Below are 22,751 nucleotides of genomic sequence, written 5' to 3' on the forward strand. Positions count from 1 at the left end.
TTATTTTTGATCCATTTCTTTCAATAAACTGTCAAAGGTCTTTGTATCTCTAATGATTTCTGCACTCAGTGCATCAGGCCCTTTGGGATCAAGTGCATATCCATTCTCTGCAAACTTTTTAAACTCTGGACTGTTTACGATTTCCATTGAGACTTGACTGAGTTTATTCAGAACATCCGATGGCATTCCCTTTGGCCCAATAATATAAAAAGAAGCTGCTAAAGTCGTGCTGTAGCCGGCATCGATTGTAGATTGCGCCTCTGGAACAGGTCCGTAAGTACCTTTGTCGAATACAGCTAGTACACGCACTTTTCCTGCCTGGACATGGCTTGGTATGCCGACGGCTCCGGTAAAAAGTGTCGCTTCAACGCGATTCCCTAAAAGGGCGACCAGAGCTTCGCCACTTCCGCCAGTGAAGGGGACTGTACGTAATTTTGTACCAGCAGTTCTGTTGAATTCTTGAGCAACTAAGTCTGGTACGGTACGAAGTCCTGAAACAGAAGCACGAACTTTGCTTGGATTCTCTTTTACATGCCGGACAAAATCTGAAAAATTATTCCACGGAGCATCTGACCGAACAACCAAAATAACCGGCATCGAGCCAAGTTTGATAATGGGTTGATAGTGCTCTGGTGATTTAAAAGAAAGACCTGTATTGACCAAGGGCTGGTAGGCAAGAATACTGTTTGTTGCCAGACCGAGCGTATATCCGTCAGGCTTTGAACGCACGACCATGCCAGTGCCGATCGTACCCGATCCCCCTGGTTTGTTTTCGATCGTCACATCCACACCGAGAACTTTTTGTAGTTGCGATGCATATTGTCGGGCAACTGGATCTGTTGATCCACCGGGGCTATACGGAACCACAAGAGTGATAGGGCGGCTCGGATAAGTTTGCGCATATACGCCTGTTAAAACGAACGTAAGACTCAAACCAAGAGCAATAAAAAAGCGTCGGGCACACAATCTTCGAAAGCTCATTATTCTTCCTTTGATAGGGTGAAAAATCCACGGCTGATCGCTCAGCGAGGCTAAACGCTCCAAATATTTAGGGTGGATTATTTGCTCGCTTTGGACGAGCTTAGTACACAATCTTTCAGAGGAAAAGAGTCTTTACAGGATTTAAGGATTTACCCGGAATAAAGTGACACTAATTTCCATATATGGAAAAAGCTATAAGTTATACGAGATATTTTTTGATCTCGTGCACTTTGTTTAATGTCATGAGAACCGCCTTGGCTCTGGGCACGAAGGAATCGATTTCAGTATATTCATCAGGGGTATGAAATTTCCCTCCGATGGGGCCTGTTGCGCAAAGCGTGATGGCCCCGAGGCTAGAGGTCACACCTGAGTCTGCACAGCCGCCGCTAAACTCCTGATCAGTCTTGTGCCCGAGGCTAGCGAGCGTATCTTGATATAGCCTAAACAAAGCCTGAGAGTCTTCCGAGGGGACGAAGGGTTTGAACTCTCCTATCACGTCGAGTTTTGAGAGGGTTCCCGTTATGAAATTTTTATTGCATATGCAACGGATTCGACTCATGATTTGTTCGCGTTGTTCAAGGTCTTTCACACGAACATCGATGGAGGCTTTTGCAGAGGGCGCTGAAGTATTGACAGATTGACCGCCGGATATCAAGCCAACACTAACGGTCAAGCCCTCATCGATATCAGTTAGCTTGTCGAGTTCAACGATTTTATTGGCGATTTCTGAAATCGCATTGATTCCTTCGCTGAAATTTGCGCCTGAATGTGCGGCTTTACCCTGCACATCCATTTCAAGAAAAATCCCGCCTTTCCGACCTGTTACGACATTTCCTGATGGGCGTCCGGGCTCGGAGTTAAATACAAAAGCCGATTTTTTTGCAAATTTTTCAATAACACTTTTGCTTAAAGGCGAACCGATTTCTTCGTCGCAAGTAAAAAGAGCAGTGACTTCAGGTGATGTCACCCCAGTATGTGCAAGCGATGCGATGATAAAAGCGTTCATCACCACACCCGCTTTCATATCAGCGACACCAGGGCCATAGGCACGATTGCCTTCGATACGAAAAGGGCGTTTTTCCACTTCGCCTTTTGGAAAAACGGTGTCACAGTGCCCCATCAACAAAATAGGTCGATTACTACTCGAGCCCGAATTGACTGTTACGGATAAAGCTGCTTCTATGCCATCTACAAAGTGTGATTCAGTTGTTAAACCATGGCTTTCGAAAAAAACTTGAAGGCGTCTAAATACTTTCGCGACACCCTCTTTGTAATAGCTGTGCGAATCAATGCTGACCAAGTCTTTTAGAAGGTCAAGCATGGCATGTTGTTGGGTCTCGATCCAATAGGCGGGGCTAGTTTGCATGAATGATTGACCTTAAGATGTATTTGCTAAATAAAGCTTTATATAATGTCGATTTAAGTATAATTTGAAACTGACCAAAATTTTTATAATTATGAGGAGCCCATCATGAAGGTTCTGTTATCAGCGCTGTTTTGCAGCGTATTTGTCTCGCATGTTGCAAGCGCTCAACCTTCGCCATCCTCCTTAAGTCACTCATCGGGGCCGTCATCTGATCAATGGCGCTTTTCAGTCACCCCCTACGCTTGGGCAATCGGTATCACCGGCTCCGTCTCACACAACGGATCAAGCTTGGGGCAAGTCAAATTGACGCCTGGTGATGTATTGTCCAACCTGAAAATGGCAGCGATGCTCGTCGCAGAAGCTCGTCGCGGTCCCTATGGCATCTATCTTGACGGCATGTACGGTAATTTAGGTTCTTCTTCATCGAGGGTCGTTGGCCGTGCTGATTTGTCATCAAGTACTAATATGACCATGACAATTGCAACCCTTGCACCGACTTACAACTTTATTAGCTCACCATCGCTGCAGCTTGATGGTTTAGTTGGAGCGAGAGTGTTGTGGCAAAACGCACGCACCTCTATCTATGCTCCGCAGATTGATCGGTCGTTTTCTGAAAGTAGCAATCTTCAGCTCGCGGCAGGTATTGCTGGCGTGAAAGGGCGTTATAACTTCGACAATTCAAAGTATTTTGTCCCTTTTTATGTTGACGTGGGTGCGGGACAGTCCTCGAGTTTTACTTCTCAAGCCTATCTTGGCATCGGCCGTGCTTTTGATTGGGGGGATGTTTCCCTGGTAGCTAAAAATGTCTACTATCAGTTCAAGCCCAATCAAAACACGATAGATCTCAATCTATTCGGCGCTGCCATCGCAGCAACCTTTAGATTCTAATTAGCGACCAATCGTTGAAGGGTGGGTGCACAGCGCTGTGACATGAATGTCCATGTACGGAAAAAGAGGCAGCCCGCTCAGCAATCCGTGCAGCTCCTCGTTGCTTTCGACGTCAAAAATGCTGACGTTTTTATATTCCCCGACCACGCGCCAGATATGCGCCCACTTACCCTTTTGTTGTAGATCTTGTGAGTAGGCCTTTTCTCGGGCCTTGATTTCATTGGCAACTTCCGCAGGCATATCCAGCGGAATATTGACGGTCATTTGAACCATGAAAAGCATGATGCTTCCTTGTGGGTGATAAAAGGGTCAGTCTACCGAAATACCTGTTTCAGAAATAATTTTCTGCCATTTCGCTGTTTCTTCACCCAAATATTTTTTCAGCTCTTGTGGACTACTACCAATGTATTCAGCACCAATCGAGGCAAAGGTTTTCTGTACTTGATCTGTATTCATCGCTTGAATCATAGCGCGATTGAGTTTTTGAATAATTTCCGCTGGCGTGCCTGCCGGCGCAAAAGTCGCAAACCAAGGTGTGAGTTCATAACCGGCCATTCCGCTTTCAGCCACGGTTGGTAGATTTGGGAGCGTGGACGAACGCTTAGGCGTCGTGACTGCCAAGGCCTTTAGTTTGCCGGATTCGATATGCGGTTTTGCTGAGGTAATGCTGTCGAACATGTAATCGACTTGACCGCTAATTAGATCCGTGACAGCGGGACCACTCCCTTTGTAAGGGACATGGAGCATGTCGAGTTTACCCATGTAAGTGAAAAGTGCGCCGGCAAGATGAATGGAGGTGCCAACGCCCGCGGATGCATAGCTATATCGACCCGGTTTATTTTTTACTTGAGCAATCACATCGTTTAGCGAATTGACATCCGAGCGACTAGCCTGAGTGACGAGAATATTAGGGACTGCGGCAAGTAGCGAAATGGGTTCAAAATCTTTAATTGGGTCATAGCTCATTTTGCGATACAGAGATGGGTTGACGGCCATCCCGTTCGCAACAATCATAATGGTGTAACCATCAGGTTTTGCTTTCGCGACATAGCTTGCGCCAATATTGCCTCCAGCCCCTGGCTTGTTCTCTATGACAATACTCTGCCCAAGTTCCTGGCTCATCGTTCTTCCCAAGACACGGGCGATGGCATCCATTGCGCCGCCTGGTGGAAACGGTACCACCCACGTAATGGCTCTATCCGGATAGTTGTCTGCAGGGCTCTTGGCTAAACTCGGATTGCTATGCATCGCCAATGATAAACCTGCAGCAACGATTCCTAGCCTGAGGAGCCGGGTGTATTGACCGAGGGCAAATGCTTGATCTTTGATGAGGTGGCCAAGTTTCAAAGTGAACTCCTGTTTTTCGGTGTCAATGTGATGGCGCAGCTGCGGCACCTTGCTGATTTATATTGATTATCGGGTTGCGGTTCTGGCTTGTCTAAGACTATATTTATTACGACTCATACTTTATAGGTATAAAAGATGGAGCTCAGGCAAATCCGATATTTCCAGCGTGTTGCGACCGAATTGAGCTTCACCCGTGCGGCTAGATCTTTACATATGGCTCAGCCACCTCTGAGTCGTCAGATCAAGTTGCTGGAGGAGGAAATAGGCGTCGAACTCTTCGAAAGAGTAGGGCGTGGGATTCGACTGACAGAGGCGGGCCGTTATTTTTTAGATCAAACTGATTTAATGATCCAAAAATTATCTGAGACGATTCATGCTACGCAGCGGATTGGTAAAGGGGAAAAACGTCGGGTTGGACTTGGTTTTGTTCCCTCCGCCTTGTACGGCTATATGCCCGGCTTTATTAGACAACTGCGAGGAATAGATTCAAATATTGATATCAGTTTGCTCGAAATGATTACCTTGCAGCAGTTTGAAGCTTTAAAAACAGGTCGCATTGATATCGGAGTCGGGAGGATTCTGCTCTCGGATCCAGAGATTGATCGACTGGTTTTATGGGAAGAGCAACTGATGGTTGCTTTGCCTAAAGAGCATGCTTTGGCTGACTCCTCAGTGCTCAGCATTAAAAAAATTCTCTCGGAGCATGTAATTTTATATCCGGCACGCCCGAGGCCTAGCTACGCAGACCACGTGCTCGACATTTTCAGGCGAAATGGGGATCTTCCGGCGAGTATGCAAGAGGTCAATGAGCTCCAGACTGCCCTGGGGCTTGTGGCAGCAGGTGTCGGCATGGCGATTGTTCCTGAGTCCGTGCAAGGATTATTCGCCAGGGAGGTGAAGTACATCCGCCTAAGTGATTCGGGATGTACCTCTCCAATTATGCTGAGTTGGCGTAAAAACGATCAGTCTGACTTTCTCAAGTCGGCGTTGGCACTCGCCAAAAAGGCCATGGCAAAATAATCATGCGCTGATGCACTGCGCATTGACCTCAATGTTTTCGGGAATAGTGACGGACTTTCTCTTCGTCGAGCACAATACCCAAGCCTGGGCCGTCAGGGATCTTAAGCGTAAAGTTGCTGTAGTCCAGAGGCTCGGCCAAGATGCTATCTTTCATCAACAATGGCCCGAATATTTCAGATCCCCAATCAAGATGATTGACTGTGCCAAAAAGGTGAGCGGATGCGATGGTTGAAATTGGTCCTTCCAGCATGGTGCCACCGTAAATTTCAATGCCAGCTGCCTGTGCAATGCCGATGAGATCTTGAGCGGCTCGCAGACCGCCAGCTTGTTCAATTTTGATCGCGAAAATATTTGCGCAGCGATTTGCCGCCAGTGCGTAACCATCTTCACGTCCCTTGAGTGCCTCATCCGCCATGATTGGCAGAACCCCCAAATTTGCAAGGCGTGCCATGCCCTGGTGGTTTTTTTCATGGAGTGGTTGTTCAATCAGATCGATACCCGCATCTGCGAGGGGTCGCAACATTTGAATCGCTTGACTCTCAGTCCATCCCTGATTGACATCGATTCGAACGCTGATGTCTTGTCCCAGCGCCCGCTTAATAGCCGATATATGTCGCAGATCATCTTTTGTAGAACGCAGCCCCACTTTTAATTTGAAAAAATTATGGCGTTTTAAATCAAGCATCATTTGTGCTTCGTCAATGTCACGCTGAGTATCTCCGCTGGCAAGCGTCCAGGCCACACCAATTTCTTTATGGATATTTCCACCCAGCAATGTCCCAATAGAGACACCTAATTTTTTTCCCAAGGCATCGTATATGGCTGTTTCGATCGCACTTTTTGCGAATCGATTTCCTTTAATCGCTTTTTTAATGCGCGCCATGATTGCAGAGGGACTCTTGACTGTCTGACCAATCAACAGGGGCGTAAAGTAATGATCGATGTTTGCCTTGATGCTCTCCGGGCTTTCTCCGCCGTAATTTAAACCACCGATGGTCGTGGCCTCACCGATTCCTTCTATTCCTTCAGCGGTTCTCACCCGCACAAGAACCATGCTCTGATGCTCCATCACGGAAACCGATAATTTATGGGGTCGAATGGTTGGTATGTCTAGAATGTGGGTTGAGACTTCTGTGATGGCAGCTTGCATAAGTTTTGAGTCCAGCTTCAATATGTGAATTCACTTGTTTGAGTATAGGAATTTGGTTGCTCCGGGTCTAATACGATTAAAGTCCTAATCCATACTTTAAAAGTCTGACTATCTAGTGGGGGTGCTCGTGTTTAAACCGATGTCGATGCCATGCGTTTCTAAAATAGCGTCTCTTATTCTGTTACTGGCGCTAGTGCCATTCGCGGCCGTTGATGCGCAATCTCAATCTGTTTCCCGCGCCTCTCCTGTCACCATTGAATCCGAAAAGCAGTCTTTTAGGGTGTTCACATTGGTACAGGGTTTGGAAAACCCCTGGTCGATGGCTTTTTTACCCGACGGACGTGTGCTGGTCACCGAACGCTCCGGACGGATGCGTCTGATCACCAAAAAATTTGAGTTGGATCCAATCCCCATTTCCGGATTGCCGGAAATCGAGTCGCGCGGTCAGGGCGGGCTGTTCGATGTGGTTTTGCATCCAGACTATGAAAAAAATGGCTGGGTCTATTGGGCATACAACGCACCGGGGGCTGGAGGCTGGGGGACCGCTTTGGCGAGAGGGCGGCTGCAAGATCATCGTATGACAGATGTGCAAGTGTTGTTCAGCATGGAGCCTAAGACGCGCAGCGGACAGCATTTTGGTGGCAGGATCGCTTTTGATCAGGCAGGCATGCTTTATTTGACGTTGGGAGACAGAGGGGACAAAGAAAGAGCGCAAGCGCAAAATGATCATGCCGGTTCTGTCATTCGTCTGCACGACGATGGTCGTCTGCCAAGCGACAACCCCTTCATTCATCTAAATAGTGTCAAGCCAGAGAAGTGGACTTTAGGGAATCGCAACATTCAGGGCATCTCCATACATCCGCAAACCCAGGAGGTTTGGACGCACGAGCATGGTCCCCAGGGGGGAGATGAAATCAATGTCGTACGCGCTGGTCGAAATTATGGATGGCCTGTGATCACGCATGGTGTGAATTATGGATTGGGGACGAAGATTGGCGAAGGAAAAATAAAAGACGGAATGGAGCAACCCGTTTATGTGTGGGTACCCTCAATCGCGCCGTCCGGGATGGTTTTTGTGAAAGGTCAACACTTTGCCAATTGGAACGGTGATCTGTTGATTGGGGCCTTGCGTGACCAGAGTTTGATCCGGTTGGAGTTAAAGGGCAATAGGATTGTTCACGAAGAACGTTTATTAAAGGGACAGGTGGGACGCATTCGCGATGTAAGAATGGGTCCTGATGGCTTGATCTACCTGTTGACCGATTCCACAGACGGTGCGCTGCTCAGGCTCGAGCCCAGTTCTCTTTGATTGGTCAGTCGCTGGACATCAATGCCTGACGTGTGTGCGAATGCTCAAGTTTTCCCAGCCACCATTGGAGCGCCCGACCACGCGCATTTGTCGCAGTTTTTCTCCAGGCATAGCTTGCGTGGATTTGTCTTTCAGGTCGTTCGACTCGTTTAGCCACAAGACGGCCTGTTTCAACGTAGGGCTGTGCAAGTCCTTCAGGTAAGAATCCACAACCTAATCCCCTTAGCTGCGCGTCGAGCTTGCTATGCATTGTTGAGACAGTAAACACATCCTGCCCCGCAATTAAACCTATTGATATGCCTTCGCCTCGCTGTACAGAGTCAGCCGCAGCGACCAGACGGTACTGCCTGATCAGATCGTCACTCAAGGGTTCGGCCTGTTTTGCCAAAGGGTGATGGGGGGCTACAGCAAATACAAAACGTTGAATACCAAGAGGTTTTATCTGTAAGCCCGTTGTGGCCCCAGCTTCCGCGACGACACCTAGAGACAAATCTGCCTGACCAGAGGTCAAGGCCTCAAGTGTTCCTGATAGGGTCTCGGTCCGGATCCGTAGGCGAGTAGGTGGTTCAAGCGCCAGAAACTCAGCGCATAGCTCCATGACAGTTCCATGATGAATGATGCTGTCAATGGCAATTGTGAACTGAGGCTCCCAACCGGTAGCGACTCGCTTGACTCGATTGGCGACGGCATCGACATCATTCAGTACTCGCTGTCCTTCTCTGATCAGTTCAGTGCCAGCTTCTGTCAGTCGGGCCTGTCTTGACTTGCGGTCAAACAGTAGAACGTCCAGCGCCTCTTCAATCTGTCGAACACGATAGGTCAGTGCACTCGGGACCATCCCGGATGCGCGTGCAGCCGAGGCAAAACTGCCAGACTCGGCTATGCGGATCAGCATTTCAAGCGCCTCAGGGGTGAGTACTTGACGCGCAGTGGGTTTATTTTGTTTTTTCATCATTTGACCATTCAATATTTTTGAATGATGCCATCAAATGACATTGATCGTAAATAGGCTTTTAAAAACTAAAGTTTTGTTTATTCCGTTGGCGCTTCAAATACATGATTCGCCGAAACACTTTAATTTAGGAGCCCAGAGCATGTTAATTCTTCGCACTTCGCAAGAACGCGGCTACGCCGATCACGGCTGGCTCAAAAGCCACCATTCTTTTTCATTCGCCGGTTATTACGATCCCGAGCAGATGGGCTGGGGAAATTTGCGTGTGATCAATGAGGATCGCATCGCCCCTGGCACCGGGTTTGGTAGCCACGGGCACAGGGATATGGAAATTATTAGTTACGTACTCTCAGGCTCACTCGCGCACAAGGACAGTATTGGCAATGGTACCTCCATCCCGCCTGGCGACGTTCAGCGCATGAGTGCAGGTCGAGGTGTGGTGCATAGCGAATTCAATCATGCGCCAGACGACGTGACACATTTTTTTCAGATCTGGATTGAACCTAATCAGAAAGGTATCGAACCCGGGTATGAGCAAAAAACATTCGGTGAGAGTGAAAAAAGGGGCGCCCTGAGGCTAGTTGCTTCGCCAGATGGTGCGAATGGTTCACTAAAAATCCATGCGGATGCCTCGATGTATGCCGGTTTAATGAGCGGTCAGGAGTCCATCAGCATGGCACTTGATCCCAGCCGGAAAGCATACGTTCATCTGGTGCGCGGCCACCTCTTGGTCAACGGTCAACCTTTACATGCAGGCGATGCTGTAAAGATATCAGACGAGAGTGAGTTAACGCTGACCGAGGGTGTCGATGCAGAGGTTTTAGTTTTTGATCTTAGCGCTTAACAAATTAGCACAATCAATTATTACTCAATGTTTATTAAGAAATTTTATTTCAGGAATTCACCAATATGAAGATTTTACAAGTCAATAGTGCAGCCCGATCAGTGGGCGCAAATTCAACACAAATCGCGAATGCAGTCACAGCTCGTCTCGTGACCAAGCACCCTGAAGCAATCGTAGAGGTGCTTGATTTGGCCATTACGCCTCATCCGGCGCTTGACCAAGAGGCCCTTGGTGCACTCTTTACAGCTTCCGAAGAGCGAACTCAAGCCCAGCAATCACGCATCGATTTAGATAACGCTTTGATTGCGCAAGTTCAAGCAGCAGATATGTTGGTAATTGGCGTGCCAATGTATAACTTTACGATTTCCAGTCAGCTAAAAAACTGGATTGATGCCATTGCAAAGGCAGGCGTGACGTTTCGCTACACCGACACTGGTCCAGAGGGGCTGTTAACCGGCAAAAAAGTATATGTCGCTCTTGCCCGTGGCGGTATTTATCGCGACACACCTAACGATCATCAAGTTCCTTATTTGAAAATGATTTTGGGTTTTCTTGGGATGACAGATGTTTCGTTCATCTATGCGGAGGGTTTTGCCATGGGTGCCGAACATACAGAGCAAGCATTGTCTTCGGCCCATGCGCAAATTCATGCGTTGCTTGGCTAGGATCAGATCTTGAACGCTTCGGCAGCGATATACTGCCAAGGCGTTTAAGATTTTTTTGAGCCGGGTGGGCAATGAGTAGACTCAATGAATGTATCAATCGCTATGGCAACAATCAGTATGTGCAGTTTGAAGAAACACAAAACGGTATCGTTCTTTTAAAGATTGATCATCCATTAGCGTCCGCAACCATCAGTATCGATGGTGGGCAGGTTTTATCATGGCATCCCAAGTCACAACAAGTACCGGTGCTATGGGGAACGCAGACTCAACACTGGCTCAAAGGTCGTGCAATACGAGCGGGTGTACCCGTCTGCTGGCCTTGGTTCGGTGCCCATCCGACTGACAATACGTTGCCATCGCACGGCTATGCCAGACTATGTCCATGGGAACTGACAGACATTTCAACAAATTCTTCGGATACGCTCGAAATCTATTTGAGCATGCTTCCCGTGCATGAGTTTGCGTTGTCTCTCCCGTTCGCTGCTAGTCTGACTGCCCAAATCACTGTTGGCGAATCTTTATCGATCTCGCTTATGACTGAAAACACTGGTGAGCAATCCATCAAGTTGACTGAAGCGCTCCACGCTTATTTTTTTGTGAGCGATATTGCCTCTATCCAAATTGAGGGTTTGGAGGGTTGCGAATATATTGATTTGATTGATCACAATCGGTCTAAAACACAACAAGGTTTAGTTTCTTTCTCAGGCGAAACAGGTCGGGTCTATCAAAATACGACAAATGATTGCCTGATCCGCGACATGGCTTTAAACAGATCAATCAGAATCCAAAAAAACGGCAGCCTAAGTACGGTGGTATGGAACCCTTGGCTCGAGACAGCTAAAAAAATGGACGACCTTGGTCCTTCGGCTTGGAGAGAAATGGTGTGTCTTGAAAGTGCAAATGCATTGGATTGTGCGATGACGCTCGAAGCAGGGGCACAACATACCCTTGCAGTCAGATACTCGGTTGAAGCATGAAAGCCCTCCTCCAAAGAGTGTCTGAGGCGAGTGTGACGGTCGATCAAGTTGTTGTGGGCCAGATTTCAAAGGGCTTACTCTTGTTGATCTGCGCCGAACAAGGCGACACAAGTCACACTGCCTCTCGTATGCTGCAGAAAATTTTAAAACTCCGAATCTTTCCTGACGATTCAGGCAAGATGAATCTTTCTGTGCAAGATATTCAGGGCTCTTTGCTGATTGTTTCCCAGTTCACCTTGGCGGCTGATACAACCAAGGGCACACGACCAAGCTTTGCACATGCTGCCCCTGCGGAGCAAGCGAAGCGGCTATATGACGAGTTTGTGGACTTGGCACGCGAGAGTGGCCTCCCGATTCAGACCGGCATTTTTGCTGCAGATATGAAAGTCTCCTTAGTCAATGACGGGCCCGTCACCATCCCTATGTGCATCACTTAGCAACGATAAGCATTTCGACTGGTAACATTTGATTTCCTCGAGGGAGTGAAAGCAAATGCAACCAATCAAAAAAATTCAAGCAGGTGTTTTAGAGATATCCTATTCAGAGTTTGGTGTTTCTGACGGAAAGCCTGTTTTTCTGATGCATGGTTTTCCCTATGATATCCATGCCTACGCAGATGTTGCCCCTCTCTTGGCACAAGCAGGTTGTCGAGTAATCGTTCCCTACCTGCGCGGCTATGGACCAACAAGATTTTTAAGTAAAACGACTCCGCGCTCGGGCGAACAGGCTGCGCTGGGCGCTGATTTGCTCGCGCTGATGGATGCGCTACAGATTCAACAGGCCTTTCTCGCTGGTTATGACTGGGGAGGTCGTGCGGCCTGTGTGGTTGCGGCGCTTTGGCCAGAGCGCTGCGCAGGACTGGTCTCTTTCAATAGCTACAATATTCAAAACATTGCACAAGCATTGGTGCCGGATTTGCCTGAAAACGAGCACAGACTCTGGTATCAGTACTACTTTCATAGTGACCGGGGTCGAGCCGGACTTGAAAAGGATCGCCGCGCTCTGACGCATCTCCTCTGGAAGCTTTGGTCTCCGACTTGGCACTTTAGCGAGGAAGCATTTGCCAAGTCTGCCTCGGCCTTCGATAACCCTGACTTTGTTGATGTTGTGATTCATTCCTATCGACACCGTTTTGGGCTTGTTAAAGGCGACCCGGCTTATGCAGACATCGAGTCACGTTTGGCTAAACTACCTCCTATTACTGTGCCCTGCATTACTTTTGATGGTGGGGATGATGGCGTGCGAAAACCCTCGGTGAACGCACCCCATGCGCAACGTTTTACGGGGCCTCGTTCGCATCGTGTTGTTCCAGGCGTAGGACACAATATGCCTCAAGAAGTCCCTGAAATTTTTGCTCAGGCAGTATTGGAGCTCATGGAATCTGTCAGGAAATAGTCATGTCAAAGCATAATATTTTTCTAAGAGATAGTCTTGACATCGATTGCATGGCCATTCAATTGATATACGCCCACCATGTTTTGCACGGAACGGCATCCTTTGAAATTTCACCTCCCACCGTTGAGGAAATTCGACAACGCAGAGTAGCTGTAGTGGAAAAAGGTTTGCCATATATTGTGGCGGAAAGGGAAGGTGAGGTATTAGGTTATGCCTACGCGACGATGTATCGCGCGAGGCCGGCTTATCGCTTTACTGTCGAAAACTCAGTCTATGTTAAAGAGGGATTCGCGGGTGAGGGTATCGGTAGCAAGTTATTGGTTGAGTTGATCCACCGCTGTGAGAGTGCAGGTTACCGTCAAATGATTGCTGTGATCGGAGATAGCAGTGCGCCCTCTGTTGCGCTACACAAGCGACACGGCTTTAAAGAGGTAGGTCTGTTTCGCTCTGTTGGTTTCAAGGCTGGCGCTTGGCGTGATACGGCAATGCTGCAGCTTGAATTAGGTGCTGGTAATCGTCTACCACCTGAAGGAGAATGACGGTATGACTACTTATAAGCCGATCGATCTTTTTGGTGTTCCGGATGATTTAAATGAATCATCTAGTACGTCTCCTAAAAAAAAGAGTCGTAAAGTTCAACGAGAAGGGAAAATTGGAGAATCTTCAGGCAAAAATAAAAATATTCGCTCCTCATCAAAGAGCCCATCCGCATTAATTTCAGGGCTACCTGGACAGGCTTTTTTGCCAGGGTTGTCTAGACGCGGTCGTCCCCGGCTAGACAAACCAATATCAGCCGTCGAACGTACTGCAGAGCACCGTCGCAAGCGCATCGCGAATGGCGCCAAGCGTGTTGAAATTATTTTAGACAGTGATGTCGCACAAGCTTTAGATCGTTTGGCCCATCATCATCAAGAACCAAGAAGCGACGTCATTGCAGACTTAATACGCAAAGCCGCCGCTCGACTGAAGGTGACAGTCAAAGTCTAACGAGGTGCTTTAGCGAACCCCGGGGCGGTTGACTGGCGTCCCCAGATTGGGACCAGCTCCCGGACCCGCTGCGCCAACCCCTGGGGCAACACCAACGCCCGGCGCACCCGCTCCAACTCCTGGTACAACACCCACTCCTGGTGCGCCAGCGCCTGGTGCACCGACGCCTGGAGCAGCACCAATACCAGGGGCAACACCAACGCCAGGGGCTCCAACGCCCGCGCCTGGTAAAACACCGACTCCTGGTGCGCCTCGGTCAATTGGTGTGTCGACACATCCGACAGGAACGCCAGGTGCCGTGCAGACTACTCTTGCGTGGATCGTCGTTCCAGAAAAAGTCATTGTGCAAAGCGTTGTAAATAGGGCGAGTTTAAGAGTGTTTTTCATATATATGCCAAGGTAGAGTGAACGTTCTCAGTTTGCTTGATCATGAAGAGTCTTCAGGATCGGACAAACAACTTGTTTATGCAATATAGCTTCTAACAGACATGAGCGTTTGTTGATTGACAGTCATTGCGAGCGTTTACCGTCTTGTACTTTGATATCTCTGCGCATATTTCCAGCCGATATCTGCGAGAGGTCTCGCTTTACTGCCAGTTTCCTTTGCATCCGGCGCTGAGGCTGTGCCATCAGCCGCGCGTTTAGCAATGCCTTGCAAAATAGCAGCCATTCTGAAAAGGTTATAGGCGATATAAAAATCCCAGTGTTCTTCGCCTTCTAGGCCCGTCGCGTCTGTGTACAGTTTGACGTACTCTTTTTCGCTCGGAATGCCGAGTGCAACAAGATCAAGGCCAGCAATACCTCGCCACAAACTTGCTGGGATATGCCAGCTCATACAGTGATAGGCAAAGTCTGCCATGGGGTGTCCAAGTGTGGCCAGTTCCCAATCCAACAAACCAATCGCACGAGGCTCTGTAGGGTGGAACACAAGATTATCCAAGCGATAGTCGCCATGAACGATCGAGGTTTGATCGCCATTGGGAATGTTTTGTGGGAGCCATTCAATCAGCGCATGCAAAGATTCGATGTTTTCAGTGTTGGCTTCAAGGTATTGTCGACTCCAACGTGCAATTTGTCGCTGAAAATAATTACCGGGCTTGCCAAACGTTTCGAGTCCAACCGAGGCGGGTTCGATACGATGAAGCCCTGCAATCACGCGATTCATTTCTTTGTAGATTGCGGTGCGCTCTGCCGTGCCAAGTCCTGGCAGAGACTGGTCAACAAGCACGCGGCCTTTTAAAAACTCCATAATGTAAAAAGGCGTGCCAACTATATTCGGATCGTCGCTATAGACATAAAGTTTGGGTACGGGCACTTCGCTGTGTTGAAGTGCCTGCATCACGCGAAACTCACGGTCAACGGCATGCGCTGAGGGCATGAGTAACCCTGGTGGCTTTTTGCGCAGCACAAGCTGTTGTGAACCGCAACCGAGCAAAAAAGTAGGGTTGGATTGGCCTCCAGTTAACGGTTGACAGGTAAGCGAGAGGCTGTCAGTGATCCCTTGTGAGCGTAACCAGCTTGCCAATACGTCAAGTTTGAATTGACCGACAGTACCGTCATTTTCCGAATGATTGAGTTCAATTTGACTCATAGAGAACTCACCAGATGTCCCCAGTCAACAGGAATGGCCGAACCTGTCATGGCCTGTCCAGCATTCGAGGCGAGCAGTAGAAGTGGCCCATCTAGATCTTCCATCTGACAAAATCGGCGGAAGGGCACGCGTGACTCAAGTTTTTTTCCAGCTTCGCTTGAAAGGAAATCGCTATTCAGATCGGTCACTACATAGCCTGGTAAAAGCGCGTTGACACGAATGCCGTAACGGGCGAATTCAAGAGCCAGAGCCTTTGTGAACTGAATCACGCCCGCCTTGGAGGTCACATAGCCAACGACAGCGCCAGCTACGCGTTCACCCAGTATTGAAGAAATGTTGATAATGCTGCCTTTCAACTTATGCTTGACCAGTCTGCGTGCAGCTTCTGTGTCAACCATCCAGCAGCCCTTCAAATTCGTGTCGATCACTGCATCCCAGTCTGCTTCGGTCTGATCCAGCGCAGGTTTTGCAACAGTCGTCCCAGCATTGCTGATAATAATGTCAGCGATCAAACCTGATGCTTCGATTTGATCGAAACAGACTTTGATACTGTCAGCATCTGTCACGTCCAGAGAAACGGCGGTCGCTTGTCCACCTGTAGATTGAATCTCCTTGACGAGCTCCTGTAACTTGTCAATCCGACGAGCCGCCACAATCACATGGGCACCCGCTTGCGAGAGGGTTTTAGCCATATGATGACCGATCCCGCTCGAAGCGCCCGTAACAAGCGCAGTATGACCAACTAGGCTAAAGATACCGTGGTCTTTGACTGTTAGGCTCATGCTTGCGCTCCAGCTCGTTTCTCGGCGGCATCAATGATTTTGCGTGCCATGCTCCAGCGATGTACTTCACTTGGGCCGTCATAAATTCTAAATGCGCGCATATCCATAAAAATCCGCATCACAATCGTTTCACCCGTCACACCTTGACCGCCCAGTATTTGCACGCATCGATCCACTACGCGCCACTCGGCTTCAGAGCAGGTTACTTTGGCGCGGCTGGATTCAAAATTACAAGTTTGCCCCTGATCCAAGAGCCATGCTGTGTGAGCGATGTGGAGACGCGAAGTCTGGATGTCCATATCGTTATCGGCGAGCATGAAACCAACACCCTCGTGTTTGCCCAGAGCTCGACCAAATGCTTGACGTGTGCGTGCGTAGTCTGTGGCGATATCGTGCGCACGTCTCGCCTGACCAAGCCAGCGCATGCAATGTGTGAGACGGGCAGGAGCTAGTCGCACTTGCGCGTATTTAAAGCCGCGTCCAAGCTCGCCCAACACATCTGTCTCTGGAATCCTGACATTCTTGAATTCCATCACGCAGTGCCCACCTGTAAAACAGCTGTCCATTGCATCCATTTGCCGCGTGACAGTAATGCCCTCGCGACTCATGTCTGACAGGAACATGGTTGCCGAGCCGTCCTCCATTTTGGCCATGATAATGACGTAGCTCGCGCCCAGCGCCCCAGTGATGAACCATTTCGTGCCATTTATGACATAGTGATCGCCGTCTTTGACCGCTGTGGTCAGCATCATTGAGGGATCCGCGCCTGCACCTGGGTGGGGTTCTGTCATGGCAAAACACGATCGCGTCAGACCTTGTACTTGAGGACGCAACCAGCGCTCCTTTTGCTCTTCGGTGGCGACCATTTCCATTAAATGAATATTGCCTTCATCAGGTGCGTGAATATTCATGGCTGTTGGACCAAGTGTTGAATAACCCGCCTCTTCAAAAACAATCGCCTTATCTGTATGACTCAACCCCAGGCCGCCCATCTCAATTGAGGCATGGGGAGTCAGGAGACCCGCTTCGCGGGCGAGTCCAACGAGTTGAGTGCGTAATTCTTCATTGGGTCCATGACTGGTGACGCGTGGATCATTTTCTAGCGGAATAATCTTCTCGGCGATAAAACGACGAGTGCGCTCTTGGAGCTCAAGCTGAGCCGGGGTCAGTGAAAAATCCATGTTACGAGTCCTGTTTGCAGAGTAAGGCGATGCGGGTACAGACTGACATAAACTTTAATATTACCCAATCAACAACATCTCGTACGCTCACTCTAATAATCGCTATGATCATGAAATAGTCATTTTCCATGATCCCAAATAAACATGCGTAGCATTCATCATCCTGGAACGCCATCCCCCAAGCGCCTACAATCGGTTGCTGCGGGCGCAATGCCGATTGATGTCGAGTTATCCTCTGGCCTGACTTTGCTTGACTCAGTGACGTGTGCGCTGGAGCCATTAGGAATAGAAAGCGGTGCGTTCGCGTTAGATGGTGGCTCTTTCGCATCATTTAGCTACGTAATGCCGGCGCTTTCAAAATCGCCCGATCATGCGGTTTACTTTAGCGAGACTTTCAAAGTCGATGGACGGATTGTGCTCGAACGAGCCGCTGTGACTGTCGGTATTCGAGACGGCCGACCGTGGTTGCATTGTCATGCACTTTGGATGGAGCCGAATGGGCGCCGTCATTGCGGCCATTTATTACCTGATCAAATTGTTGTGGCTTCGCCTATTCACATGACCGGTATGGGATTAGAAGGCGCCGCATTTACCGTTTGTCCGGATACAGAAACCAATTTTTCTTTATTCAAGCCTTTACTCTCGACCTCGCAGGAAAAGAAAACCAAGCAAACCCAGCCTGCCTATGCCTTGAGAATTGGGCCAAATGAAGATTTGTGCACCGCACTCGAGTCATTTTGCCGTGAACACAACATTCAACAAGCGATGATCGCTGGCGGTGTCGGCAGCACTGTCGGGGCGACTTTTCAAGATGGACGTATCGTGGAGCCTTTTGTGACAGAACTGCTGATCCGCTCAGGTCGAATTATCCGAGGCGAGGATGGACAAGAACAGGCGTTCATCGATATAGCGATCGTAGACTACCTGGGAGGATTGGCCGAGGGTAGACTTGCCCGGGGCGCCAATCCCGTTCTCGTGACTGCCGAGATGATTTTGTATCCATATTGAACAAGGGCCTAAGTTTGACCCGACTGATTGATATTCTGACTTGAATGATTACGCTGTGCAAAAAATCATAGAGGAGTGATCTTGCAAACCGCACTAACAAAAAAACTTGGTATTGAACATCCCATCATTCAAGGTGGAATGCAGTGGATTGGTCGGGCTGAACTTGTCGCTGCCGTTTCAAACGCGGGAGCCTTAGGCACGCTAACAGCGTTGACCCAACCCTCGCCAGAAGCGTTGAGAGACGAAATTGCCCGGCTTCGAACCATGACAGATCGTCCGTTTGCCGTCAACTTAACCTTTTTACCGACGCTCAAGCCAGTTCCATACGAGGCATATCGTGATGTGATTATTGATTGCGGCGTCAAAATTGTTGAAACAGCCGGCAACAATCCTGCTGCCCATATGCCTGCGTTCAAGGCTGCCGGTATTACAGTCATTCACAAATGTACAACTGCGCGCCATGCCCTTAAAGCCCAACAAATCGGCGTCGACATGGTGAGTATCGACGGGTTTGAGTGCGCGGGACATACTGGTGAAGAGGATATTCCCGGACTCATTCTGATTCCATCAGCGGTGGCTAAATTGAGTATCCCTGTCATTGCATCCGGCGGTTTTAGCGATGGCAAAGGCTTGGTTGCTGCGCTGGCGCTCGGTGCCGAGGGAATCAATATGGGTACTCGTTTTATGTGTACTCAAGAATCACCCGCGCATCTCAATATCAAACAAGCGATTGTGAATAATTCCGAAACGGATACCGCACTGATTTTGCGAAGTTTGCGTAACAGCAGCAGAGTCGCTCGAACGCAACTCGCAACAAGCATTATCGATATGGAAAAAGCAGGTGCGACCATCGAGGAAATCGGACCCAAAGTCGCTGGTGCCAAGGGCCGCCGAGTGTACGAGGAAGGTGACATTGAAGGCGGCATTTGGACTGTTGGCATGGTGCAAGGCCTCATCAACGACATTCCAACTTGTGCCGAGTTGGTCCAACGCATCGCCGACGAAGCTAAAACCATCATCCAAAAGCGTCTCATGGCATTAACAGGTTGAAAGACGGCATCAATATGACTAAGCATCATTTGGATAACCATCCTATTTTTAAAAAGGCCTGTCGAGCAATCGCCTTGAATCGCACGCCAGGCTATCATTTTTGCGGTAATTTTTTTGATTTTGTTTACGATCAAGCCAGTTCGCAGCACTCGGTCGTTCATATCGACCCAGAGGCACAAAACATCGATCGCGACAGCAGTATCCATCTTGTTTTGTTGGCGATCCTCGCGGACATGGGACTGGCGACCGGAATTCGCTACGGACTGGATGATCGAACTAGACTTGCAACAGTTTCACTCAGTCTTCAGCTAACCGGAGCGCGCCCAGCGGGTCGTGTTGAAGCTTTCACCGACACCCAAGGACACTTACTAGGTGCCAAGGGTCGTCAAGGCGTGAGTCTGACACATATCAAGTCTGGTGAAACTTTAATAGCCGTGGGGTATGGAGCTTTTATGGTTTTGCCAGTCCCTCATGGTGGTTCATTGCCAGCAGTTCCTTGGGTAGAAAAAAAAGCCCCGATAGATCCACCTCTTGATTTGGAGTCATTAACTGAGGACGAAAAGTGGATCCTCGCACGTGTCAAACAAAGCATCGAGCATTGTGAGCTAACAGGTGAGGATTTTGCGACCTATTTTTTAAATTTCCATCCCTTTCAACAGGAGCGTGGCGCTTACTGTGAGGTGCTGAATGGTCCCCATGTGGCAAATCGCGTGGGTCATGTTCAGGGCGGTGTGATTCTTGCGTTGGGGATGGTGACCGCAAATGCGGCGCTTGGGTCTGAGTGGATGCTTTCGGGTGTGACAGCGAACTACATTAGCCCGGGCGAGGGCGAAGCGATCCACGCGCAGTCCAAAATCATCCACCAAGGGCGGATGACAGCGGTCGTACAGACATCAATCTACAACAAGACAGGTCGACAAGCACTTGAAGTTCTAAGTACACATGCACGAAGAGAAGAGTTTTAGACTCTACGAGCGACCTTATTTTTTCTGTGTGGTGGTTGACGCTCGAAGCCCTTTGGATTTGGGAGCCTTGTAGCGGTTGTAGCCCCACAGATACTGCTCTGGCATCTTGCGAATCATTTCTTCCATTTCAGCATTGATGATCGCAGCTGCCTGTTCAAGATCATCAGGCAATGGTTCAACAATTTCTTTGTATCTCAGGGTGTAGTCTTTTCCAATGCCATTTCGCTGGGCAGCCACGACAAATATTGGGGCTCCCGTCAGCTTTTGCAGTCGCTGTACAAGTGTCATCGTGTAAGCAGGTTTGCCAAAAAATGGCGCCCAGACACCCTCGCCATCGGGTGGAACTTGATCAGGTAGCAATCCGACAGACTCTCCGCGCAATAGCGTCTTGACTAATGCCCGGACACCTTTTAGGTTGGCAGGAGCCATCTTGAGTTGTGGACGAGAGCGCATTTCCACAATCCATTCTTGTAGCCAGATTTTTCTTGGAGGTCTGTATAAAACTGTGGTTTGGAAGTTGCTGCTGTACACAGGTGCCAATAATTCAAAACAACCCGCGTGAGGTGTCAGAAAAATGACACCTTTTCCTTTAGCGAGGGCTAACCGGAACTGATCCCAGTTGTCGCAGTGAAGCTTTGTATTGATAAACGGATCGTTTCTGCGCGTCCACCAAAAAGGCATTTCGAACATCAATTGACCATTGCTAAGCATTACTGAGCGTAGCATGGTTCTTGTAGCATCAGGAAATGCTTGGCGTAGATTTGCCCAGGCTCGCTCTTTGTATCGGCTAGGCAGCATCCAAGCTATCCAGCCTGCAAACATTCCCATACTTTGAAGAACGGCTAACGGCAAGAGTCCGAGGGTTTTAAATATTGCAGAAAGTAGACGTGGTGCGATTTTTTTCAACATTCAATCAAGGCAAATAAAAAGCATCAATTGGCGCAGAGAGATAGAATAACCTTTCTGCAAATGAACAGCCACATTATGAAAATCTCAGAACTTTCTACACCTGCTGCGTTGATCGATATATCACGCATGGAGCGCAACATCGAGCGGATGCAAGCTCGAATGGATAGTTTAGGCGTGAGTTTTCGACCACATGTCAAAACATCCAAGTGCATCGAGGTCACGCAGGCTCAGATACGTGCAGGTGCCAAGGGCATTACCGTTTCCACCCTCAAAGAAGCAGAACAGTTTTTTGAGGCGGGTATCACGGATATTTTGTATGCAGTTGGCATCACGGCTAACAAGTTCTCGCAGGCACTTTCCCTAATCCGAAAAGGGTGCGATCTCAAAGTTTTGACCGATAGCGTCGTTTCCGCCACTGCCATCTCCAAATTCGGCATCGAGAACAATCTGTCTTTCAAGGTGTTGATTGAAATTGATACAGATGATCATCGCTCCGGGATCAAACCTGAGAGTCCTCAACTGCTTGAAGTTGCTCAGGCTCTCGCTGCTGGTGGTACCGAGTTGTATGGTGTGATGACTCATGCAGGGTCGAGTTACGATCTCAACACGCCCGAAGCACTCGCTGAAATGGCTGAGCAGGAGCGTGCCGGCTGTGTACGTGCCGCACAGCGTTTGCGAGAAGCCGGATTTAACTGTCCGGTCGTGAGTGTCGGCTCAACACCAACCGCTTTATCAGCATGTAAGCTTGAAGGCGTGACAGAGGTTCGGGCAGGTGTTTATGTATTTTTCGATTTAGTGATGCACAACGTTGGTGTATGTCAAACTGACGATATTGCCTTAAGTGTGTTGTCAACCGTGATTGGTCACCAAGAAGAAAAAGGCTGGATCATTGTCGATGCGGGTTGGATGGCGATGAGCCGCGATCGTGGCACTCAAAAACAGGCAACTGACTTTGGTTACGGTCAAGTTTGTGATGCAGAGGGGAAGCCTTTAACGGGTTACATCATGACCGGTGCCAACCAAGAGCATGGCATTATTTCCCGGCAAGGGGAGGTCGACCCATCGATTGTGCATCGTTTTCCAGTCGGAACCCAACTTCGCATCCTGCCCAATCATGCATGCGCAACAGCCGCCCAGTTTCCCGAGTATCAGGTATTGACTGCTCAGCAAAATATTCAAACCTGGCGAAGATTTTACGGCTGGTAAAAATAGCCGCAATGGCTGGATAATTATTGCCATTGCGGGAGTTGCGAATTGAGACTGTTTTCAACAAGTCGCACACTATGCCTCTTTCAATTTTCAAGGGGCAGATGTGCGTGCTGTCACAAATCATTCGAAACAATTATTTTCAAACACTGAGGCCACTCTTCGGTCCGACCGTTTA

The 22,751-nt window shown here is 48.9% G+C and carries 25 protein-coding genes; 14 read left to right on the top strand and 11 right to left on the bottom strand.

Annotated elements, in window-relative coordinates; genetic code table 11:
* Together QWY27_RS10820 and QWY27_RS10825 are read right to left on the bottom strand one after the other, a co-directional pair.
* Positions 1-1,044 (bottom strand): Bug family tripartite tricarboxylate transporter substrate binding protein, encoded by a 1,044-nt coding sequence (locus QWY27_RS10820; protein WP_290197556.1) that lies wholly within the window; start codon positions 1,042-1,044, stop codon positions 1-3.
* 136 nt (positions 1,045-1,180) lie between these two features.
* Positions 1,181-2,347 carry a M20 family metallopeptidase gene (locus QWY27_RS10825; RefSeq protein WP_290197558.1) on the bottom strand — a complete coding sequence of 389 codons (1,167 nt, stop codon included), beginning with the start codon at positions 2,345-2,347 and terminating at the stop codon, positions 1,181-1,183.
* A 105-nt stretch (positions 2,348-2,452) separates the two neighbouring features.
* On the opposite strand from QWY27_RS10825, the gene QWY27_RS10830 reads away from it, so the two are divergent.
* A complete protein-coding gene (locus tag QWY27_RS10830; RefSeq protein WP_290197560.1) occupies positions 2,453-3,235 on the top strand; it encodes a hypothetical protein in 783 nt (260 codons plus the stop codon).
* Here QWY27_RS10830 and catC read toward each other — a convergent pair whose 3' ends face one another.
* Both catC and QWY27_RS10840 read right to left on the bottom strand, forming a co-directional pair.
* Positions 3,236-3,517, bottom strand: coding sequence for a muconolactone Delta-isomerase (catC, locus tag QWY27_RS10835; RefSeq protein ID WP_290197561.1), 282 nt, complete (start codon positions 3,515-3,517; stop codon positions 3,236-3,238).
* Positions 3,518-3,544: 27 nt separating this feature from the next.
* The gene (locus QWY27_RS10840; protein ID WP_290197648.1) at positions 3,545-4,483 is read right to left on the bottom strand and encodes a Bug family tripartite tricarboxylate transporter substrate binding protein; all 939 of its coding nucleotides are present in this window, start codon (positions 4,481-4,483) and stop codon (positions 3,545-3,547) included.
* A gap of 234 nt (positions 4,484-4,717) precedes the next feature.
* Here QWY27_RS10840 and QWY27_RS10845 point away from each other — a divergent pair, with 234 nt between their 5' ends.
* A complete protein-coding gene (locus tag QWY27_RS10845) occupies positions 4,718-5,602 on the top strand; it encodes a LysR family transcriptional regulator (protein ID WP_290197563.1) in 885 nt (294 codons plus the stop codon).
* 28 nt (positions 5,603-5,630) lie between these two features.
* Here the strand turns inward: QWY27_RS10845 and QWY27_RS10850 are convergent, their stop codons facing one another.
* Positions 5,631-6,752, bottom strand: coding sequence for a muconate/chloromuconate family cycloisomerase (locus tag QWY27_RS10850; protein WP_290197564.1), 1,122 nt, complete (start codon positions 6,750-6,752; stop codon positions 5,631-5,633).
* A 280-nt stretch (positions 6,753-7,032) separates the two neighbouring features.
* Between QWY27_RS10850 and QWY27_RS10855 the strand changes: the two genes are divergently transcribed.
* Complete coding sequence (locus QWY27_RS10855) at positions 7,033-8,061, top strand: PQQ-dependent sugar dehydrogenase (protein ID WP_290197566.1); 1,029 nt, start codon at positions 7,033-7,035, stop codon at positions 8,059-8,061.
* A gap of 4 nt (positions 8,062-8,065) precedes the next feature.
* Here the strand turns inward: QWY27_RS10855 and QWY27_RS10860 are convergent, their stop codons facing one another.
* Positions 8,066-9,013, bottom strand: a complete 948-nt coding sequence (locus tag QWY27_RS10860; protein WP_290197650.1) for a LysR family transcriptional regulator — start codon at positions 9,011-9,013, stop codon at positions 8,066-8,068.
* A gap of 142 nt (positions 9,014-9,155) precedes the next feature.
* Here QWY27_RS10860 and QWY27_RS10865 point away from each other — a divergent pair, with 142 nt between their 5' ends.
* From QWY27_RS10865 to QWY27_RS10895, 7 genes are all read left to right on the top strand, one after another.
* Positions 9,156-9,857 carry a pirin family protein gene (locus QWY27_RS10865; RefSeq protein WP_290197568.1) on the top strand — a complete coding sequence of 234 codons (702 nt, stop codon included), beginning with the start codon at positions 9,156-9,158 and terminating at the stop codon, positions 9,855-9,857.
* A 65-nt stretch (positions 9,858-9,922) separates the two neighbouring features.
* A complete protein-coding gene (locus QWY27_RS10870; protein WP_290197570.1) occupies positions 9,923-10,522 on the top strand; it encodes an FMN-dependent NADH-azoreductase in 600 nt (199 codons plus the stop codon).
* A gap of 71 nt (positions 10,523-10,593) precedes the next feature.
* On the top strand, positions 10,594-11,499 hold the full coding sequence (locus QWY27_RS10875) for a D-hexose-6-phosphate mutarotase (RefSeq protein ID WP_290197572.1): 906 nt from the start codon (positions 10,594-10,596) through the stop codon (positions 11,497-11,499).
* On the top strand, positions 11,496-11,936 hold the full coding sequence (gene dtd / locus QWY27_RS10880; protein WP_290197574.1) for a D-aminoacyl-tRNA deacylase: 441 nt from the start codon (positions 11,496-11,498) through the stop codon (positions 11,934-11,936). Before QWY27_RS10875 ends, dtd begins: the two co-directional genes overlap by 4 nt.
* A gap of 55 nt (positions 11,937-11,991) precedes the next feature.
* Positions 11,992-12,894 carry an alpha/beta fold hydrolase gene (locus tag QWY27_RS10885; protein WP_290197576.1) on the top strand — a complete coding sequence of 301 codons (903 nt, stop codon included), beginning with the start codon at positions 11,992-11,994 and terminating at the stop codon, positions 12,892-12,894.
* Positions 12,895-12,896: 2 nt separating this feature from the next.
* Complete coding sequence (locus QWY27_RS10890) at positions 12,897-13,433, top strand: GNAT family N-acetyltransferase (RefSeq protein ID WP_290197578.1); 537 nt, start codon at positions 12,897-12,899, stop codon at positions 13,431-13,433.
* Between the two features lie 4 nt (positions 13,434-13,437).
* Positions 13,438-13,881: a hypothetical protein gene (locus tag QWY27_RS10895; RefSeq protein WP_290197580.1), complete on the top strand. Its 444-nt coding sequence runs from the start codon at positions 13,438-13,440 to the stop codon at positions 13,879-13,881.
* A gap of 9 nt (positions 13,882-13,890) precedes the next feature.
* Here QWY27_RS10895 and QWY27_RS10900 read toward each other — a convergent pair whose 3' ends face one another.
* The 4 genes from QWY27_RS10900 to QWY27_RS10915 form a co-directional block, all read right to left on the bottom strand.
* The gene (locus QWY27_RS10900; RefSeq protein WP_290197581.1) at positions 13,891-14,268 is read right to left on the bottom strand and encodes a hypothetical protein; all 378 of its coding nucleotides are present in this window, start codon (positions 14,266-14,268) and stop codon (positions 13,891-13,893) included.
* A 136-nt stretch (positions 14,269-14,404) separates the two neighbouring features.
* Positions 14,405-15,472 carry a phosphotransferase gene (locus tag QWY27_RS10905; RefSeq protein WP_290197583.1) on the bottom strand — a complete coding sequence of 356 codons (1,068 nt, stop codon included), beginning with the start codon at positions 15,470-15,472 and terminating at the stop codon, positions 14,405-14,407.
* On the bottom strand, positions 15,469-16,254 hold the full coding sequence (locus QWY27_RS10910; protein WP_290197585.1) for an SDR family NAD(P)-dependent oxidoreductase: 786 nt from the start codon (positions 16,252-16,254) through the stop codon (positions 15,469-15,471). Before QWY27_RS10910 ends, QWY27_RS10905 begins: the two co-directional genes overlap by 4 nt.
* Positions 16,251-17,435 (bottom strand): acyl-CoA dehydrogenase family protein, encoded by a 1,185-nt coding sequence (locus QWY27_RS10915; RefSeq protein ID WP_290197587.1) that lies wholly within the window; start codon positions 17,433-17,435, stop codon positions 16,251-16,253. Before QWY27_RS10915 ends, QWY27_RS10910 begins: the two co-directional genes overlap by 4 nt.
* A gap of 144 nt (positions 17,436-17,579) precedes the next feature.
* Between QWY27_RS10915 and QWY27_RS10920 the strand changes: the two genes are divergently transcribed.
* From QWY27_RS10920 to QWY27_RS10930, 3 genes are all read left to right on the top strand, one after another.
* On the top strand, positions 17,580-18,443 hold the full coding sequence (locus QWY27_RS10920; protein ID WP_290197589.1) for a PCC domain-containing protein: 864 nt from the start codon (positions 17,580-17,582) through the stop codon (positions 18,441-18,443).
* A gap of 81 nt (positions 18,444-18,524) precedes the next feature.
* Entirely contained in the window at positions 18,525-19,493 is a 969-nt protein-coding gene (locus QWY27_RS10925; protein WP_290197591.1) for an NAD(P)H-dependent flavin oxidoreductase, read from the top strand.
* Between the two features lie 14 nt (positions 19,494-19,507).
* On the top strand, positions 19,508-20,458 hold the full coding sequence (locus QWY27_RS10930; RefSeq protein WP_290197593.1) for a PaaI family thioesterase: 951 nt from the start codon (positions 19,508-19,510) through the stop codon (positions 20,456-20,458).
* Between the two features lie 15 nt (positions 20,459-20,473).
* Here the strand turns inward: QWY27_RS10930 and QWY27_RS10935 are convergent, their stop codons facing one another.
* Positions 20,474-21,367, bottom strand: coding sequence for a lysophospholipid acyltransferase family protein (locus tag QWY27_RS10935; RefSeq protein WP_290197596.1), 894 nt, complete (start codon positions 21,365-21,367; stop codon positions 20,474-20,476).
* Positions 21,368-21,442: 75 nt separating this feature from the next.
* Between QWY27_RS10935 and QWY27_RS10940 the strand changes: the two genes are divergently transcribed.
* On the top strand, positions 21,443-22,573 hold the full coding sequence (locus tag QWY27_RS10940; RefSeq protein WP_290197598.1) for a DSD1 family PLP-dependent enzyme: 1,131 nt from the start codon (positions 21,443-21,445) through the stop codon (positions 22,571-22,573).
* Positions 22,574-22,751: the final 178 nt, after the last annotated feature.

This window comes from Zwartia vadi (assembly GCF_030410375.1).
GTDB classification, from domain to species: domain Bacteria; phylum Pseudomonadota; class Gammaproteobacteria; order Burkholderiales; family Burkholderiaceae_B; genus Zwartia; species Zwartia vadi.

Excerpts from the sequence above, each read along its gene's own strand:
- QWY27_RS10830 (WP_290197560.1), top strand. The coding sequence starts at position 2,453 with ATGAAGGTTCTGTTATCAGCGCTGTTTTGCAGCGTATTTGTCTCGCAT.
- QWY27_RS10905 (WP_290197583.1), bottom strand. The coding sequence starts at position 15,472 with ATGAGTCAAATTGAACTCAATCATTCGGAAAATGACGGTACTGTCGGT.
- QWY27_RS10890 (WP_290197578.1), top strand. The coding sequence starts at position 12,897 with ATGTCAAAGCATAATATTTTTCTAAGAGATAGTCTTGACATCGATTGC.
- QWY27_RS10870 (WP_290197570.1), top strand. The coding sequence starts at position 9,923 with ATGAAGATTTTACAAGTCAATAGTGCAGCCCGATCAGTGGGCGCAAAT.
- QWY27_RS10845 (WP_290197563.1), top strand. The coding sequence starts at position 4,718 with ATGGAGCTCAGGCAAATCCGATATTTCCAGCGTGTTGCGACCGAATTG.
- QWY27_RS10935 (WP_290197596.1), bottom strand. The coding sequence starts at position 21,367 with ATGTTGAAAAAAATCGCACCACGTCTACTTTCTGCAATATTTAAAACC.
- QWY27_RS10825 (WP_290197558.1), bottom strand. The coding sequence starts at position 2,347 with ATGCAAACTAGCCCCGCCTATTGGATCGAGACCCAACAACATGCCATG.
- QWY27_RS10840 (WP_290197648.1), bottom strand. The coding sequence starts at position 4,483 with ATGCATAGCAATCCGAGTTTAGCCAAGAGCCCTGCAGACAACTATCCG.
- QWY27_RS10910 (WP_290197585.1), bottom strand. The coding sequence starts at position 16,254 with ATGAGCCTAACAGTCAAAGACCACGGTATCTTTAGCCTAGTTGGTCAT.
- QWY27_RS10875 (WP_290197572.1), top strand. The coding sequence starts at position 10,594 with ATGAGTAGACTCAATGAATGTATCAATCGCTATGGCAACAATCAGTAT.
- dtd (WP_290197574.1), top strand. The coding sequence starts at position 11,496 with ATGAAAGCCCTCCTCCAAAGAGTGTCTGAGGCGAGTGTGACGGTCGAT.
- QWY27_RS10900 (WP_290197581.1), bottom strand. The coding sequence starts at position 14,268 with ATGAAAAACACTCTTAAACTCGCCCTATTTACAACGCTTTGCACAATG.
- catC (WP_290197561.1), bottom strand. The coding sequence starts at position 3,517 with ATGCTTTTCATGGTTCAAATGACCGTCAATATTCCGCTGGATATGCCT.
- QWY27_RS10850 (WP_290197564.1), bottom strand. The coding sequence starts at position 6,752 with ATGCAAGCTGCCATCACAGAAGTCTCAACCCACATTCTAGACATACCA.
- QWY27_RS10940 (WP_290197598.1), top strand. The coding sequence starts at position 21,443 with ATGAAAATCTCAGAACTTTCTACACCTGCTGCGTTGATCGATATATCA.
- QWY27_RS10885 (WP_290197576.1), top strand. The coding sequence starts at position 11,992 with ATGCAACCAATCAAAAAAATTCAAGCAGGTGTTTTAGAGATATCCTAT.
- QWY27_RS10920 (WP_290197589.1), top strand. The coding sequence starts at position 17,580 with ATGCGTAGCATTCATCATCCTGGAACGCCATCCCCCAAGCGCCTACAA.
- QWY27_RS10915 (WP_290197587.1), bottom strand. The coding sequence starts at position 17,435 with ATGGATTTTTCACTGACCCCGGCTCAGCTTGAGCTCCAAGAGCGCACT.
- QWY27_RS10860 (WP_290197650.1), bottom strand. The coding sequence starts at position 9,013 with ATGAAAAAACAAAATAAACCCACTGCGCGTCAAGTACTCACCCCTGAG.
- QWY27_RS10865 (WP_290197568.1), top strand. The coding sequence starts at position 9,156 with ATGTTAATTCTTCGCACTTCGCAAGAACGCGGCTACGCCGATCACGGC.
- QWY27_RS10895 (WP_290197580.1), top strand. The coding sequence starts at position 13,438 with ATGACTACTTATAAGCCGATCGATCTTTTTGGTGTTCCGGATGATTTA.
- QWY27_RS10930 (WP_290197593.1), top strand. The coding sequence starts at position 19,508 with ATGACTAAGCATCATTTGGATAACCATCCTATTTTTAAAAAGGCCTGT.